The following is a 15,105-nucleotide window of genomic DNA, read 5'->3' on the forward strand; positions in this document are numbered from 1 at the left end:
GTTCAGCGCGGGCTTTGGTTGAGGAGATACGCGGTTCATGGCATTACGACAATTAATCCTTATTGCGACTGAGGCTTGGAAAACCTTATGGCTAAGAAACAGATCGGATTGCCCCCGCTGGACTGGCTACGCGTGTTCGAGGCCGCAGGGCGTTTGGGCGGCTTTTCCGCCGCCGCGCGTGAGTTCGGGTTGACGCAGGCGGCGGTCAGCCAGCGCATCGGCAACCTTGAGGCCTGGCTGGGCCGGTCTCTGTTCGTGCGCGAGGCGCGCGGAGTGTCGCTGACCATCGAGGGCGAAAGCTATCTGCCGCTGGTGCAGGACAGCTTGCAGGCGCTGGAACGCAATACCGAGGACCTGTTCGGCAAATCCCCCCGCCAATTGCGGGTGGCAGGTCTGTCGTCGCAAATTCATGCGCTTGTTCTGCCTGCCTTGCCAGCGTTCCTTGAAATCCGGCCCAAGGTGCGGGTGATGACCGATTCTATGGCTCGCCGATCCTCGCTGGATGAGGAACGCACATGGCTACAGCTTCGCTATGGTCGCGGGTCCTGGCCCGGTCGCAAGGCCAAGCTGATCGCGCCCGAGGTACTGGCGCCAATGGCCGCGCCCGGTGTCGAATGGGGTGCACCGCTGATTGATCAGCGCGGAGAACGCCCTGGCTGGCAGGACTGGGCACGGGTTGCGGGGGTCGAGGATTTGCCGACAGGACGGCTGAGTTTCGATTCTATTGGCCATGCGATCACAGCGGCGCGGCAAGGGATGGGGATCGTCTTGGGCTCGGTGCCTTTGGCGGCGGGCAACCTGCAAACCGGCCGGTTGAGCAGGCTGGATTTGCCTGAGCTGCCGACCAAAGATGGCTACTGGCTGACATGGCCCGAAGATCGAGTGCGGTCGAAACGTCAGCGGGCCTTGATTGATGACTTTCTGCAAGCGCTGCGGGGTGCGGCCTAGAAGTCGATGGCGATGCCCTTCTTCTCCCAATCGCCATAGCGAGCGGGGTCGAGGCCGTCGCGCCCGCCCAGTTCCTTGGGCTGCTCTTTTGCCTCCGCCTCGGCCTTCTTGCGACGAGCCTCGGCCTCGGCCAAGGCGCGTTGGGCGGCGGGGGGCAGGTCTTTGCGCGCGTCACTCATGACATCGGGTTCCTTTCCGTTCCACGCCTTGATATACGCCCTCGTCCGCCCAAGGCAATGCGGGCAAAGGTCATCAGGGGCAACCAGCATCATGTCAAATTCCGCAACCGCCGCGCGCCGCAGCGCCATCTATCTGCTGGATCAGATACTGGGCGAGGGGCGGCTGCTGCCCGAATGTCTGGCGGCGGGCGCGCTGGACCGTCTGGCCCCCGAGGACCGCGCGCGGGCGCAACGGTTGACCATTGAAACCCTGCGCGGCTTGGAGCGCGCCGACCGCCTGCTGGCGGATCACCTGCGGCAAACACCCGCGCTGACCGTTCACAACGCGTTACGGCTGGGCACGGTCGAGCTGTGTCAGGGCGAGGCCGCGCATGGTGTGGTCAACGCGATGGTTGAGATCGTGGGCCGGTCGCGCAAGCATGGGCGGCTCAAGGGTCTGGTGAACGCAGTTCTGCGCAAGATCGCCGCTGATGGGCCAGATGCGTGGCCGAAGATGCGCGTACCCCGCCTGCCAGAGTGGCTGCGCGATCCGCTGATCATGGCGTGGGGTGAGGATGCGGTGAAGGGCATGGAACAGGCCCATTTCAGCGGCGCACCCCTGGATGTGACCCTGAAACCGGGCACCGAGGCCCCGGGCGGATACACTCTGCCCACCGGTTCGGTCCGGTTGCAGGAGGCCGGGCAGGTCTCGACCCTGCCAGGCTATAAAGCCGGGGGCTGGTGGGTGCAGGACGCGGCGGCGGCCTTGCCCGTGCGGGTTCTGGCCCCGAAGCCGGGGGAAACTGTGCTGGACCTCTGCGCCGCGCCGGGGGGCAAGACGCTGCAACTGGCGGCAGCAGGGGTTGAGGTCACGGCGCTGGATATCTCCGAGGTGCGGCTGGCGCGGGTGCATGAGAACCTGAAACGCACGGGCCTCAAGGCCACTGTGATCGCCGGAGATGCGCTGGACCATCAGGGCCAGTACGACGCCATCCTGCTGGACGCGCCCTGTTCCGCCACCGGCACCATTCGGCGTCACCCCGATCTTCCCTTTGCCAAGGACGGCTCGGAATTCGGCGGGCTGATCGAGTTGCAGGCGCGGATGCTGGCCCATGCGTGGTCCTTGCTGAAACCCGGCGGGCGGCTTGTTTACTGCACCTGCTCGCTGCTGCCCGATGAAGGCGAGGTGCAGATCGAAGAGGCTTTGGGCCTGCACACCGAAATGCGTATCGACCGCGCCGCGCTGGCCCTGACGGGGATCGAAAGCGGCTGGATCACCGAAGAAGGCGGGTTGCGCCTGCGCCCCGACTACTGGCCCGACAAGGGCGGTATGGACGGGTTCTATATCGCCTGCTTGACCAAATCCGCCTAAGCGCAGCTTTTCCATGACTTGACGATCGGGGCGGTCTATCGTTGGGTCTCAGGCGCCAGCAGAGCGCAAGGGGCAGAGTAACGGGCGTCATGTCACAGTCGGACACCATGACCAGTCGGTGGATGCGGTTCCAGAACCGGTTCCACGCGCGCCTGAGCCAAAGGCAAAAGGCGGTCAACGGCTTTGTGTCCCAGCCCGAACCCCGCACTGTCGGATCGTTCGCGCGCGGTCGCCAGCTGGTCGCCGGGAACCTGCTGTTTGCGGGCTATCTGGTCGAGGCGCAGGATACCGGGCTGTGGGAGGTCGCAGCCCCCAGCGCCGGATTTGATGACGACCGCCACGGCTTTGCCTGGCTCGACGATCTGGCCGCCGTGGGCGACATGCGCGCGCGGGACAAGGCGCAGCGCTGGGTCTGGGGCTGGATCGAGGCGCATGGCCGCGGGCAGGGCCCCGGCTGGGTGCCGGACCTGACCGGGCGGCGGGTGATGCGCTGGATCAACCACGCGCTGTTTCTGCTGCGCGGTGTGGATGAGGCGCAAAGCAAGCTGTTCTTCCGCTCGCTGGCGCAGCAGACATGGTTTCTGTCGAAACGCTGGCAGGCGGCGACACCGGGCCTGCCGCGATTTGAAGCTCTGACCGGTCTGGTGCAATCCGGTCTGGCGTTGGAGGGGCTTGAGCAAATGGCTGATCCCGCCCTGCGCGCCCTGGCCGGGGAATGCGACCGGCAGGTGGATGCGCAGGGCGGCATTCCGACCCGCAACCCCGAAGAGTTGCTTGAGGTGTTTACCCTGCTCAGCTGGACCTCGGCGGCGTTGCACGATCTGGGGCGCGGCACCCCGGCGGCGCAGGCCAATGCGATCAAGCGCATTGCGCCGACCCTGCGCAGCTTGCGCCACGCCGACGGCGCACTGGCGCGGTTCCACGGCGGCGGGCGCGGCATTGAAGGCCGGCTGGAACAGGCGCTGGCCCAAAGTGGGGTGAAACACAAGGCGGCGACCGAGTTGCCGATGGGCTATGCCCGCCTGTCCGCCGCCCGGACCACGGTGGTGCTGGACGCAAGCGCGCCACCGACCGGCGCGGCCTCGTACAACGCCCATGCCTCGACCCTGGCGTTTGAACTGACCTCGGGGCGGCGGCCTTTGATCGTCAATTGCGGGTCCGGGGGCAGTTTCGGGCTGGAATGGCGGCGCGCGGGGCGGGCCACGCCGTCGCATTCGACCCTGTGTCTGGATGGCTATTCCAGCGCCCGGCTGGCGCGGGCGATCCCGGGCCGGGAAACGCAGGCGCTGGTCGATGCGCCGCAGGACGTGCCGGTTCAGTTCGAGGACGCGTTTGAGGGCGTACGGCTGATGGCCGGGCATGACGGCTATGCCAAGGTCTTCGGCCTGACCCATGCCCGCACGCTGGAACTGCGCTTTGACGGGCGGGAACTGACCGGCGAGGATATTCTGCTGACCGCAACCGACAAGGCAAAGCGGCAGTTTGACCGGGCTCTGGATGCCTCGGGCCTGTCCGGCATCGGGTTCGACATCCGGTTTCACCTGCATCCCGACGTGGATGCGGCGCTCGATCTGGGCGGGGCAGCGGTGTCGATGGCGCTCAAAAGCGGTGAGATCTGGGTTTTTCGCCATGATGGCGTGGGAAAATTGTCGGTCACTCCAAGCGTTTACCTTGAAAAAGGGCGTCTGAAGCCACGCGCGACAAAACAGATCGTTCTCTCCGGTCGCGCAATGGAGTATGCGACGCGCATCGGGTGGACGCTGAGCAAGGCACAGGATACAGCCTACGCCGTGCGCGATCTGCACCGGGACGACCCCGAATTCGACTGACGCCAAAAGGACCCTTGGACCCATGACCGACCTTCACCCCGTGCGCCGCGCGTTGCTTTCCGTTTCCGACAAGACCGGGCTGATCGAGCTGGGCAAGGTGCTGGCCGAGCGCGGGGTCGAACTGCTGTCGACCGGTGGCACGGCCAAGGCGCTGCGCGACGCGGGGCTGGCGGTGAAAGATGTCAGTGAGGTCACCGGCTTCCCCGAGATGATGGATGGCCGGGTGAAAACGCTGCACCCGATGGTGCATGGCGGATTGCTGGCGCTGCGGGACAATGACACGCATGTGGCGGCTATGGATGAACATGGCATCGGCGCGATCGACCTGCTGGTGGTGAACCTCTACCCGTTCGAGGCGACCGTCGCGAAGGGTGCCGATTATGACGAATGTGTCGAGAATATCGACATCGGCGGCCCCGCAATGATCCGCGCGGCCGCCAAGAACCATGCCTTTGTGAGCGTTGTGGTTGATGTCGAGGATTACGACAAGCTTCTGGGCGATATGGACCAGCACAAGGGCGCGACCTGCCCGAAATTCCGCCGCAAGCTGGCGCAAAAGGCCTATGCCCGCACCGCCGCTTATGACACCGCCGTGTCGAACTGGCTGGCCGACGCGCTGGCGCTTGCGGCCCCCAAACGCCGCGCCTTTGCCGGTGAGCTGAAGCAGACCCTGCGTTATGGAGAGAACAGCCATCAGACGGCGGCCTTCTACACCGATGGCACGGGTCGCCCCGGCGTGGCGACCGCCGTGCAGCATCAGGGCAAGGAACTGAGCTATAACAACATCAACGACACTGACGCGGCGTTCGAACTGGTGGCCGAGTTTGACCCAGCGGAAGGTGCCGCCTGTGCCATCATCAAACATGCCAACCCCTGCGGCGTCGCCAAAGGCGCAACGCTGCTTGAGGCCTACAAGGCCGCGTTCGACTGCGACCGCACCTCGGCCTTTGGTGGGATCGTGGCGCTGAACCAGCCGCTGGATGCGGAAACCGCGCAAGAGATCACTGGGATTTTCACCGAGGTCGTGATCGCTCCGGGAGCATCAGACGAGGCCAAGGCGATCTTTGCCGCCAAGAAGAACCTGCGCCTGCTGACGACCGAAGGCCTGCCGGATGTGACCGCCGGTGGCAAGACCGTGCGTCAGGTGGCCGGTGGTCTGCTGGTGCAGGATAAGGATAACGGTTTTGTCGGTATGGATGATCTGAAGGTCGTCACCAAGAAAGCCCCGACCGACGAGCAGATGCGCGACCTGCTGTTCGCGTGGAAAGTCGCCAAACACGTCAAGTCGAACGCCATCGTCTACGTCAAGGACGGCGCAACCGTCGGCGTGGGCGCGGGGCAGATGAGCCGCGTGGATTCGGCGCTGATCGCGGCCAAGAAAGCCGAACGCATGGCCGATGTGCTGGACCTGTCGCAACCGCTGACCATCGGCTCAGCCGTGGCATCGGATGCGTTCTTCCCCTTCCCCGACGGCCTGATGGAGGCCGCTGAGGCCGGTGCGACCTGTGTCATCCAACCCGGCGGCTCGATGCGGGACGACGAAGTGATCGCAGCCGCCGATGAGGCGGGTCTGGCGATGGTCTTCACCGGCATGCGCCATTTCCGGCACTGATGCGCACGCGGCTTCTGCTTTGGGCGGCGTTGGCCGCGTTTGCGATCGACCAGATCAGCAAATATCTGGTCGTGCACGTGATGCGCGTGGCCGAGGGCGATATCGACGTGCTGCCGCCCCTGCTGGTGTTCAAATACGGCGAGAATCGCGGCATCAATTTCGGCTTGTTTCAGGGTGGCAGCGACTCGGCGCGCTGGGTGCTGATCGGTATCTCTCTGGCCATATCGGCGGGCGTGCTGGTCTGGCTGCTGCGCGCGGCCCCGACAAAGCTGATGCTGATTTGCGGCGGGCTGCTGATCGGCGGGGCCCTGGGCAATGTGGTGGACCGGGTCCTGTATGGGTTTGTGCTGGATTTCCTCAACATGTCCTGCTGCGGCATAAACAACCCGTTCGTCTTCAACCTGGCGGATGTGTTCATCTTTGCCGGTGCGCTGGGGCTGGTGCTGTTCGACGCGAAAAAGCCCTCGTGACGCGCCGGATGATATGCGATAAAAGCGCTTCAAACTGGCTGGAGACGATAATGCGGATGCCGCGTGCCATATTTGTTCTGACAGCTGCTGCTGCCGTCGCGGCGTGCAGCAATCCCGGCCTGCGCGATTTCGACCCTCCGGGCGCGGGACCCGATGAGTTTTCGGTGCTGCCGGTCAAGCCGCTGACGCAGCCGCAGGATTACGCATTCCTGCCCGCACCAACGCCGGGTGGCAGCAACCTGACCGACCCGAATCCCAAAGCCGATGCCGTGGTCGCGCTGGGTGGGAACGAGGGGGCGCTGAACCCCAACACCGCGATTCCATCGTCTGACGCGGCGCTTGTCACCGCCTCAAGCCGTTATGGCGTGCCTGCAGACACGCGCGCGGTCGTGCAGGCCGATGACGATGCTTTCCGCAAGCGCCGTGGCCGCTGGACCGGACTGCGCCTGTTCCCGGTCGACCGGTATGAACAGGTCTATGAACGTCAGTCCATCGACCCCTACGCAGAAACCGAGAATGCCCGCCGTGCCGGTGTGGAAACACCGTCCTCTCCGCCCGATGAATAATTCTTAACTTTCCGTCATCTCTCTTGATCCCGGCGGGCACCACCGTAGTTTGAAGGTCTGAAACGAAACGGAGGATGCCCCATGGTTCGGGCTTTGGCATTGTCTGCCGCCCTGATCGCCGCCACCCCGGTTTTTGCCGAGGATGGCAAGGAAGCGGTCACAACCTTTACGCTGGATAACGGCATGGACGTTGTGGTGATCGAGGATCACCGCGCCCCGGTCGTGCAGCATATGGTCTGGTACCGCGCCGGATCGGCGGACGAACCTGTTGGGTCGTCCGGCGTGGCGCATTTCCTCGAACATCTGCTGTTCAAGGGCACCGATACGCTGGCCCCGGGTGAGTTCTCGGCCACCGTCGCCGCCAATGGCGGCAATGACAACGCCTTTACCTCGTACGACTACACCGCCTATTTCCAGCGCGTTGCGGCTGACCGGCTCGAACTGATGATGCAGATGGAAGCGGACCGGATGCGCAACCTGCGGCTGACTGAAGAGGACATTGCCACCGAGCGCGACGTGATCCTGGAAGAACGCAACCAGCGCACCGAAAACAACCCCCGCGCCCTGTTCGGCGAGCAGATGAATGCGGCGCAATACCTGAATCATCGCTACGGCGTGCCCATTATCGGCTGGAAACACGAGATGGAGACGCTGGACATGGAGGACGCGCTGTCCTTCTACGAAATCCACTACTCCCCCAATAACGCCATTCTGGTGGTGACCGGTGATGTCGATCCGGATGAGGTCCGCGCGCTGGCCGATCAGTACTACGGTGTGATCCCCGCCAATCCCGACCTGCCCGAACGCGTCCGTTCGCAAGAGCCGCCGCAAACCGCCGAGCGCCGCCTGACCTACAAGGACCCGCGCGTGGCGCAGCCCTATGTGCAACGCAGCTATCTGGCGCCGGAACGCGATGCAGGCGCGCAGGAAAAGGCCGCCGCTTTGTACCTGCTGGCCGAGCTTCTGGGCGGGGGCACGACCTCATACCTGAACGAAAAGCTGCAGTTCGAGGCGCAGAAAGCGGTCTATGCCGGTGCCTTCTACCGGGGCGTTTCGCTGGATGACACAACCTTTGACCTGATCGTGGTGCCTGCCGAAGGTGTCTCGTTGCAAGAGGCCGAAGATGCGATGGATAAGGCTGTGGCCGATTTCATCGTGGAAGGGGTGAACGAAGAAGACCTCGACCGGATCAAGATGCAATTGCGTGCCTCGCAGACCTATGCCCGTGACAATGTGGACGGGATCGGCAACCGCTATGGCCGCGCCCTGACCAGCGGGCTGACGGTCGAGGATGTGCAGGCCTGGCCCGACATCCTGCAGGCCGTGACCGGGGATGAGATCATCGCCGCCGCCCGCGAAGTGCTGCAACCCGAGACATCCGTGACCGGCTGGCTGATGCGCGACGATGAGGTGACGCAATGACCCGAATTTTCGCAACGTTCATTGCTTTCGTTATCGCGATACCCGCTTGGGCCGAGATCAAGATTGAAGAGGTCACCTCGCCCGGTGGTATCACCGCCTGGCTGGTCGAGGATCACTCGATCCCCTTCACCGCGCTAGAGCTGCGCTTTCGCGGCGGCACTTCGCTGGATGACCCGGACAAACGCGGCGCAGTCAACCTGATGAGCGGCCTGATCGAAGAAGGCGCGGGCGACATGGATGCCCGCACCTATGCGCGCGAATTGGAATCGCTCGCGGCCTCGTTCAGCTATCGCGCGTCGGATGATACCGTGTCGATCTCGGCGCGGTTTCTGACCGAGAACCGGGATGAGGTGATCGACCTGCTGCGCACCACGATCCACGAGCCGCGCTTTGATCAGGATGCGGTCGACCGGGTCAAGGCGCAGGTTCTGTCGGGGCTGCGCTCCGACCAGACCGATCCCAACGACATTGCCGGTCAAAGTTTCGCGGCGATGGCCTATGGCGATCATCCCTACGGGTCCGAGGGGAAAGGCACGATCGAAAGCGTCTCGGCCCTGACGCGCGACGATGTGGTCGAAGCCTATGACAGCGTGTTTGCCCGCGACCGTCTTTATGTCGGGGCAGTGGGTGACATCACGCCGGAAGAACTGGGCGCGTTGCTGGACACGCTGCTGGCCGATCTGCCCGAGGCAGGCAAGCCGATCCCGGATCGCGCCGATGTGACCATCCCCGGCGGCGTCAGCATTGTTGAATTCGACACGCCGCAATCCGTGGCTCTGTTCGGGCAGGCCGGGATTGACCGCGACGATCCGGATTTCTTCGCCGCCTTCATCCTGAATCACATCCTGGGCGGCGGTGGGTTCGAAAGCCGCCTGATGCAGGAAGTGCGCGAAAAACGCGGCCTGACCTATGGCGTGTCAACCTTCCTTGTGCCCAAGGATCTGGCCTCGGTCTATCTGGGTTCGGTGTCTTCGGCCAATGACCGGATCGCCGATGCGGTCTCTGTCATCCGCGACGAATGGGCCCGCGCCGCCGCCGAGGGCGTCACACAGAAGGAAATGGATGATGCCAAGACCTATCTGACCGGGGCTTATCCGCTGCGCTTCGATGGCAACGGCCAGATCGCCGGGATCATGGTCGGCATGCAGATGGAGGACCTGCCCATCGACTACATCGCCACCCGCAACGATCAGGTCAACGCCGTGACGCTGGACGAGGTTAACCGCGTGGCCAGCGAATTGCTGGACCCGGACGGGCTGCATTTCACCGTTGTTGGCAAGCCGGTTGGGCTGGAAGCCACAAACTGAACGATCAGGGGCTGAGCGCGCTGCTCAGCCCTTTTTCGATGCGTCGCGCAGCATCTGCCCCATCATCTGCCCGAACTTGCCGGACCCGCGCTGATACAGCGCGCCATCCACCGACAGCACCGTGCCGCTGATATAGCTGGCCATGTCCGAGCAAAGGAACAGGCAGGCATTGGCCACGTCCCTCGCGGTGCCCCAACGCCCCAAGGGCACATCGCGGCGCAGTTCCTCTTGGGCGTTTTCGGTTGGGGCCAGCCGCCGCGCGCCCTCGGTCCCTTCGATGAAACCGGGCACGACTGAGTTCACGCGGATGCCTTCGACCCCCCATTCCATCGACAGCGTCCGGGTGATCTGATCAACCCCCGCCTTAGCGGCGCAGACATGGGCCTGACCTTCATATGGTAAAAAAGCCTGCGGGGCCGAGATGTTTATGATGCTGGCTCCGGGCCGTTTCAGGTAGGGATACGCCCCTTTCAGGACATGCACGGTGCCCATCAGATCGATGTCCACCACGGTCTTGAACGCATTGACCGACATCTCGGCCGCCAGCGCCGGGAAATTTCCCGCCGCACCAGACACCAGCACGTCGAAGTTGCCAAACGCTTCATGGAACTGTTTCAGGCCAGCGACCACGGCCTCGGAGTCGCGCACGTCAAACGCCGCCCCCATGGCCTCTGGCGCACCTGCTGCTTTCAACGCGGCAACAGTATCGTCCACCTTCTCCTGCGACCGGCTGGCCACGGCCAGCTTCGCGCCTGCGGCGGCAAAGGCCTCGGCAATGCCCCGGTTGATACCGCTGGTGCCGCCGATGACGATGACGGTCTGTCCTGAAAAATCCATATGGGCCTCCCTGACGGGAGCCCTACTCGCCGTAGGGCACCCAGATGTTCTTCACTTCGGTCGCAGCCTGCAGGAAGCGGCGCGAATGGTCCACGGTCCAGTCGAATGCCGTCGCGTTATTGACCCATGTGCGCTTGAGGTTCCCGGCGGACGCCTTTTCGATCTGCGCCGACAGATCGGTGGACGAGAAGGACCAGACCGCATCCACATTCAGATGCGAAGCCAGCGGCCCGGCCAGTTCCGCATGGCTGCCGGTGAGGACGTTCACCACGCCCGCGGGCACGTCCGAGGTGTCGAGAATCTGATAGAAATCGGTCGCCGCCAGCGGGTAAGGCTCACTTGCCGCCAACACCACCCGATTGCCCATCGCAATCGCCGGGGCGAGGACCGAAACCAGACCCAGCAGCGGCGCTTCATCGGCGCAAAGCGCACCGATCACGCCCACCGGTTCCTTCATCGCAAGCGCCACGCCCCGGATCGGAACGCCATGCACCTGACCATCATACTTGTCGGCCCATGCGGCAGCGGTGAACAGACGCTGGATCGCGGCCTCGACCTCTTGCGCGCCGCCCTTCTTGCCGGTCATGGCGTCGATGCGCGCCGCGAACTCACCCGCGCGGGCCGAGACGTTTTCGCCGATGTAATACAGAATCTGCGCCCGCAGATGGCCGGTGGTCTTGGACCAGCCTTTTGCGCCCGCCGCGGCCTCGACCGCGTTGCGCACGTCCTTGCGGTTGGCCAGCCCGACATGACCCAGCAGGCCCGACTTGCCCCAGACAGGTTTCGAATAGCCACCATCGGGCCGCGCCTGCTTGCCGCCGACATACATCTTGGCGGTCCGGTCGATGGGATCAACCGAGGCCCCCTGACCCATCGCCGCCTCGACCTTGGTCAAAGCTTTGGCCTTGCCCTTGGGCCGGGTATAGGCGGCCAGCCCTTCCCAACCACCCTCGCGGCCAAAGCCGCTTTCGCGCACGCCGCCAAACCCGGCAGCAGCGTCGAACAGGTTGGTGGCATTGACCCAGACCACACCCGCAACCAGCTTGGGTGCGATGTCCAGCGCCAGATTCACGTTCTCGGTCCAGACCGTCGCGGCCAGCCCATAGCGGGTGTTGTTGGCCAGTTCCACCGCCTCAGCTGGGGTGCGGAAGGTCGAGGACACCAGCACCGGGCCAAAGATCTCCTCCTGCATCAGCGGGTCCGAGGTCTCGAGCCCGGTGATCAGCGTCGGAGGATAGAAACACCCGTTCTCGGGCATGTCACAGGCCGCGCGGTGCATCTGGCCCACGGTGTTGCCGTCAACCATCTGCGTGATCGCCTGCAACTGGATCGGGTCCACCACCGCACCCACGTCGATGCATTTGTCCAGCGGATCGCCCACCCGCAGCTTGTCCATCCGCGCGCGCAGCTTGTCATAGAACCGCTCGGCAATGCCCTCCTGCACCAGCAGGCGCGAGCCCGCGCAGCAGACCTGCCCCTGATTGAACCAGATCGCATCGACCAGCCCTTCGATGGCCGAGTCGATATCGGCATCGTCAAACACCACGTAGGCCGACTTGCCGCCCAGTTCCAGCGTCAGCGCCTTGCCTGATCCGGCGGTCGCCTCGCGGATACGCCGCCCCACCGAGGTCGAGCCGGTAAAGGCGATCTTGTCCACATCCGAGGCCACGATCATCTCGCCGACTGCGCCGTCGCCCGTGACGATATTGACCACGCCTTTGGGCAGCCCGGCCTGTGTGCAGATATCGGCGAACAACAGGGCAGTCAGCGAGGTATATTCAGCCGGTTTCAGAACCACCGTGTTGCCCATCGCCAGCGCAGGCGCAACCTTCCACGCCAGCATCAGCAGCGGGAAGTTCCACGGGATGATCTGGCCGCACACGCCCAGAGGTTCGGCATCGGGCAGCTCGCTCTCCATCAGTTGCGCCATGCCCGCGTGATAGTAGAAATGCCGCTGGACCAGAGGGATATCGATATCCCGCGCCTCACGGATCGGCTTACCATTATCCAGGCTTTCCAGCACCGCGAACAACCGCGCGTGTTTCTGCAGCAGCCGCGCCAGCGCATAAAGAAACCGCGCCCGGCCCGCGCCGCCCAGTCCGGCCCATTTCGGCTGCGCCTTGCGCGCGGCGGCCACGGCGGCATCCACATCAGCCTGCGTGGCCTGAGTAAGCGTGGCCAGAACCTCGCCCGTTGCCGGGTTTCGGCTGTCAAAGCCCTTGCCGGGCTTGGTGAAGGCCCCGTCGATGTAATGCCCGAACCGGTCGCCCTGATCGACCAGCCAAGCCAGCGCCTCGGCGGCGCTTTCGGGGGCGGGGCCGTAATCCATGGTGTCGAAGATTTCTTTGACTGTCATTGTTTTGTCCTTTTCCCGGAGCTTCGCCCGTTCGGCGCTGAAATCGCTCTACCAGAGCGATTTCCGGGCGCGCCTCACCCCATAGAATGCCTGTACCCAGCCGAGTAAGCCCCGGTGACATAATGTTCCAACTGCCGCTCGATATCGCCCAGCAGAGATGACGCGCCGAACCGGAACAGGTCCGGTTCCAGCCAACGGTCGCCCAACTCGTCCTTGATCAGCGACAGATAAACCAGCGCGTCCTTGGCTTTCGAAATCCCGCCTGCGGGCTTGTACCCCACGCGGTACCCGGTGCGGTCATAATAATCGCGGATCGCCCGGATCATCACCAACGACACCGGCAGCGTCGCGTTCACACTTTCCTTGCCGGTCGAGGTCTTGATGAAATCCGCCCCCGCCATCATGCACACGACCGAGGCGCGGGCGACGTTGCGCAGGCTGCCCAGCTCTCCGGTCGCCAGAATGGCCTTTACATGGGCATCGCCGCAGGCGGTACGGAAGGCTTTCATCTCATCATACAAAGCCTGCCAATCGCCCGACAGCACATGGCGGCGCGAGATCACGATGTCGATCTCCTCGGCCCCGGCTTTCACGCTTTCCTCGATCTCGGCCACGCGCAGATGGAAGGGCGACAGGCCCGCCGGGAAGCCGGTGGAGACGGCGGCCACCGGAATGCCGGTGCCCTTCAGCGCCGCAACGGCGGGTTCGATCATGTCGTGATAGACGCAGACTGCGCCGGTGGTGATCGGCGGCATGTCTATCGCCTGTAACAGCGCGGGCGCGACCGGTTGGCGCGCCTTGGCGCAAAGCCGCCGCACGCGGCCCACCGTGTCATCGCCCGCCAGCGTGGTCAGGTCGATCATCGTAATCGCCTTGAGCAGCCACGCCGCCTGATAATCTTTCTTCACCGACCGCCGCCCCGGCAGGGTCGCCGCGCGGCGTTCAATGGCCGAGGTGTTGGCCTGCACGGCGCGCACCCAGTCCAGATCCAGCGCCATGCCCGGATTGCGGGGCTCGGTCACTTGGGGCAGATGCGCGGTGCGCACGGGGCTTTCTGAGCTCTGCGTTTCCATCTTCACATCCTTTGGGAGGTTTGCGCCAAAATCGCATGACACGCCGTGGAATGGAAGACACAGGGCACCACCGACGGGCATATTTTTTGACCAAATGGACAAAAATAGGCGATTTATTGCGAATAATTCTCAATAGCATTGACTTAGTTGCGAATGGTTCGCATATTCAGTCTTACCACATCACATGACTTGGGGTTGAACATGATTCGTCGCAGTTTCCTTGCGGCTTTGGCCTTTGCTGTAACCTTGCCCGCCGCCGCGTGGGCCGAGGCGCCGCTGAAAGTGGTCGCCACCACCGGCATGATTGCCGATGCGGCCCGTCAGGTCGGCGGCGATCTGGTTGAGGTCAAAGGCCTGATGGGCCCCGGCGTCGATCCCCACGCCTATCGCCAGACCCGCAGCGACATCGTGGCGATGACCCGCGCCGATCTGGTGCTGTGGCATGGCCTGTATCTTGAGGCGCAGATGGAGGGGTTCTTCCATGACCTAGGTCGCAAACGCGCCGTGGTGGCCGTGGCTGAGGGTGTAGATCCCGGCAAGTTGCGGGCCCATGACGATTACGCCGACAAATACGACCCGCATCTGTGGATGACGCCTGATCTGTGGCGCGATGTGGTGATCGAGGTGCAAACCGCGCTGACCGAGGCGCGCCCCGAGGCCGCCGACAGCTTTGCCGCCAACGCGCAGGCGCATCTGGCCGATCTCGACCGGTTGTCGGCCTATGCACAGCGGACGCTGGGCGCAGTGCCCGACAAGGCCCGGGTACTGATCACGGCGCATGATGCGTTCGGCTATTTCGGCGACAGCTACGGGTTCGAGGTTCTGGGCATTCAGGGCATCTCGACCCAGTCCGAGGCCGGTCTGAACCGGATCGGCGAACTGGTCGATCTGCTGGTGGACCGTCAGGTCTCGGCTGTGTTTGTGGAAAGCTCGGTCTCTGATCGCTCCATCCGCGCGCTGATCGAAGGGGCCGCGGCCAAGGGCCACAAGGTCCGCGTCGGCGGTGAGCTGTTCTCGGACGCGATGGGCGAGCCCGGCACGTATGAGGGCACCTATATCGGGATGCTGGACCACAATATCACCGTGATTGCGGCTGCGCTGGGCGCGGATGCGCCGGGCGGCGGCATGGACGGCAAACTGGCGGCGGGGTTTTAA

The 15,105-nt window shown here is 64.0% G+C and carries 13 protein-coding genes; 9 read left to right on the forward strand and 4 right to left on the reverse strand.

Translation table 11 applies throughout. From position 1 onward, the window contains the following. Positions 1 to 87: 87 nt before the first annotated feature. Entirely contained in the window at positions 88 to 948 is an 861-nt protein-coding gene (locus ACR0NJ_RS03365) for a LysR family transcriptional regulator (RefSeq protein WP_480815716.1), read from the forward strand. Here ACR0NJ_RS03365 and ACR0NJ_RS03370 read toward each other — a convergent pair. Then, on the reverse strand, positions 945 to 1,127 hold the full coding sequence (locus tag ACR0NJ_RS03370; protein ID WP_480815717.1) for a DUF1674 domain-containing protein: 183 nt from the start codon (positions 1,125 to 1,127) through the stop codon (positions 945 to 947). The genes ACR0NJ_RS03365 and ACR0NJ_RS03370 overlap by 4 nt on opposite strands. Positions 1,128 to 1,218: 91 nt before the next feature. Between ACR0NJ_RS03370 and ACR0NJ_RS03375 the strand changes: the two genes are divergently transcribed. The 7 genes from ACR0NJ_RS03375 (at position 1,219) to ACR0NJ_RS03405 (ending at position 9,684) form a co-directional block, all read left to right on the forward strand. Further along, positions 1,219 to 2,478 carry an RsmB/NOP family class I SAM-dependent RNA methyltransferase gene (locus ACR0NJ_RS03375; protein WP_480815718.1) on the forward strand — a complete coding sequence of 420 codons (1,260 nt, stop codon included), beginning with the start codon at positions 1,219 to 1,221 and terminating at the stop codon, positions 2,476 to 2,478. Between the two features lie 89 nt (positions 2,479 to 2,567). Next, complete coding sequence (locus tag ACR0NJ_RS03380; RefSeq protein ID WP_480815719.1) at positions 2,568 to 4,307, forward strand: heparinase II/III family protein; 1,740 nt, start codon at positions 2,568 to 2,570, stop codon at positions 4,305 to 4,307. 22 nt (positions 4,308 to 4,329) lie between these two features. After that, complete coding sequence (gene purH / locus ACR0NJ_RS03385; protein ID WP_480815720.1) at positions 4,330 to 5,919, forward strand: bifunctional phosphoribosylaminoimidazolecarboxamide formyltransferase/IMP cyclohydrolase; 1,590 nt, start codon at positions 4,330 to 4,332, stop codon at positions 5,917 to 5,919. Further along, entirely contained in the window at positions 5,919 to 6,389 is a 471-nt protein-coding gene (gene lspA, locus ACR0NJ_RS03390; protein WP_480815721.1) for a signal peptidase II, read from the forward strand. The genes purH and lspA overlap by 1 nt, the downstream gene beginning before the upstream one ends. A gap of 50 nt (positions 6,390 to 6,439) precedes the next feature. Beyond that, positions 6,440 to 6,955: a DUF3035 domain-containing protein gene (locus ACR0NJ_RS03395; RefSeq protein ID WP_480815722.1), complete on the forward strand. Its 516-nt coding sequence runs from the start codon at positions 6,440 to 6,442 to the stop codon at positions 6,953 to 6,955. Between the two features lie 81 nt (positions 6,956 to 7,036). Further along, positions 7,037 to 8,377 carry a M16 family metallopeptidase gene (locus tag ACR0NJ_RS03400; RefSeq protein WP_480815723.1) on the forward strand — a complete coding sequence of 447 codons (1,341 nt, stop codon included), beginning with the start codon at positions 7,037 to 7,039 and terminating at the stop codon, positions 8,375 to 8,377. After that, complete coding sequence (locus ACR0NJ_RS03405; protein ID WP_480815724.1) at positions 8,374 to 9,684, forward strand: M16 family metallopeptidase; 1,311 nt, start codon at positions 8,374 to 8,376, stop codon at positions 9,682 to 9,684. The genes ACR0NJ_RS03400 and ACR0NJ_RS03405 overlap by 4 nt, the downstream gene beginning before the upstream one ends. Before the next feature lie 24 nt (positions 9,685 to 9,708). On the opposite strand, the gene ACR0NJ_RS03410 is transcribed toward ACR0NJ_RS03405, so the two are convergent. The 3 genes from ACR0NJ_RS03410 to deoC all read right to left on the reverse strand — a co-directional run bounded on the left by ACR0NJ_RS03410 (position 9,709) and on the right by deoC (position 13,950). Then, entirely contained in the window at positions 9,709 to 10,521 is an 813-nt protein-coding gene (locus ACR0NJ_RS03410) for an SDR family oxidoreductase (protein WP_480815725.1), read from the reverse strand. A 22-nt stretch (positions 10,522 to 10,543) separates the two neighbouring features. After that, the gene (locus ACR0NJ_RS03415; protein ID WP_480815726.1) at positions 10,544 to 12,877 is read right to left on the reverse strand and encodes an aldehyde dehydrogenase family protein; all 2,334 of its coding nucleotides are present in this window, start codon (positions 12,875 to 12,877) and stop codon (positions 10,544 to 10,546) included. A 74-nt stretch (positions 12,878 to 12,951) separates the two neighbouring features. After that, a complete protein-coding gene (deoC, locus tag ACR0NJ_RS03420; protein ID WP_480815727.1) occupies positions 12,952 to 13,950 on the reverse strand; it encodes a deoxyribose-phosphate aldolase in 999 nt (332 codons plus the stop codon). A 201-nt stretch (positions 13,951 to 14,151) separates the two neighbouring features. Here deoC and ACR0NJ_RS03425 point away from each other — a divergent pair, with 201 nt between their 5' ends. After that, positions 14,152 to 15,105: a metal ABC transporter solute-binding protein, Zn/Mn family gene (locus ACR0NJ_RS03425; protein ID WP_480815728.1), complete on the forward strand. Its 954-nt coding sequence runs from the start codon at positions 14,152 to 14,154 to the stop codon at positions 15,103 to 15,105.

It is taken from the genome of Ruegeria sp. F11 (assembly GCF_056533855.1).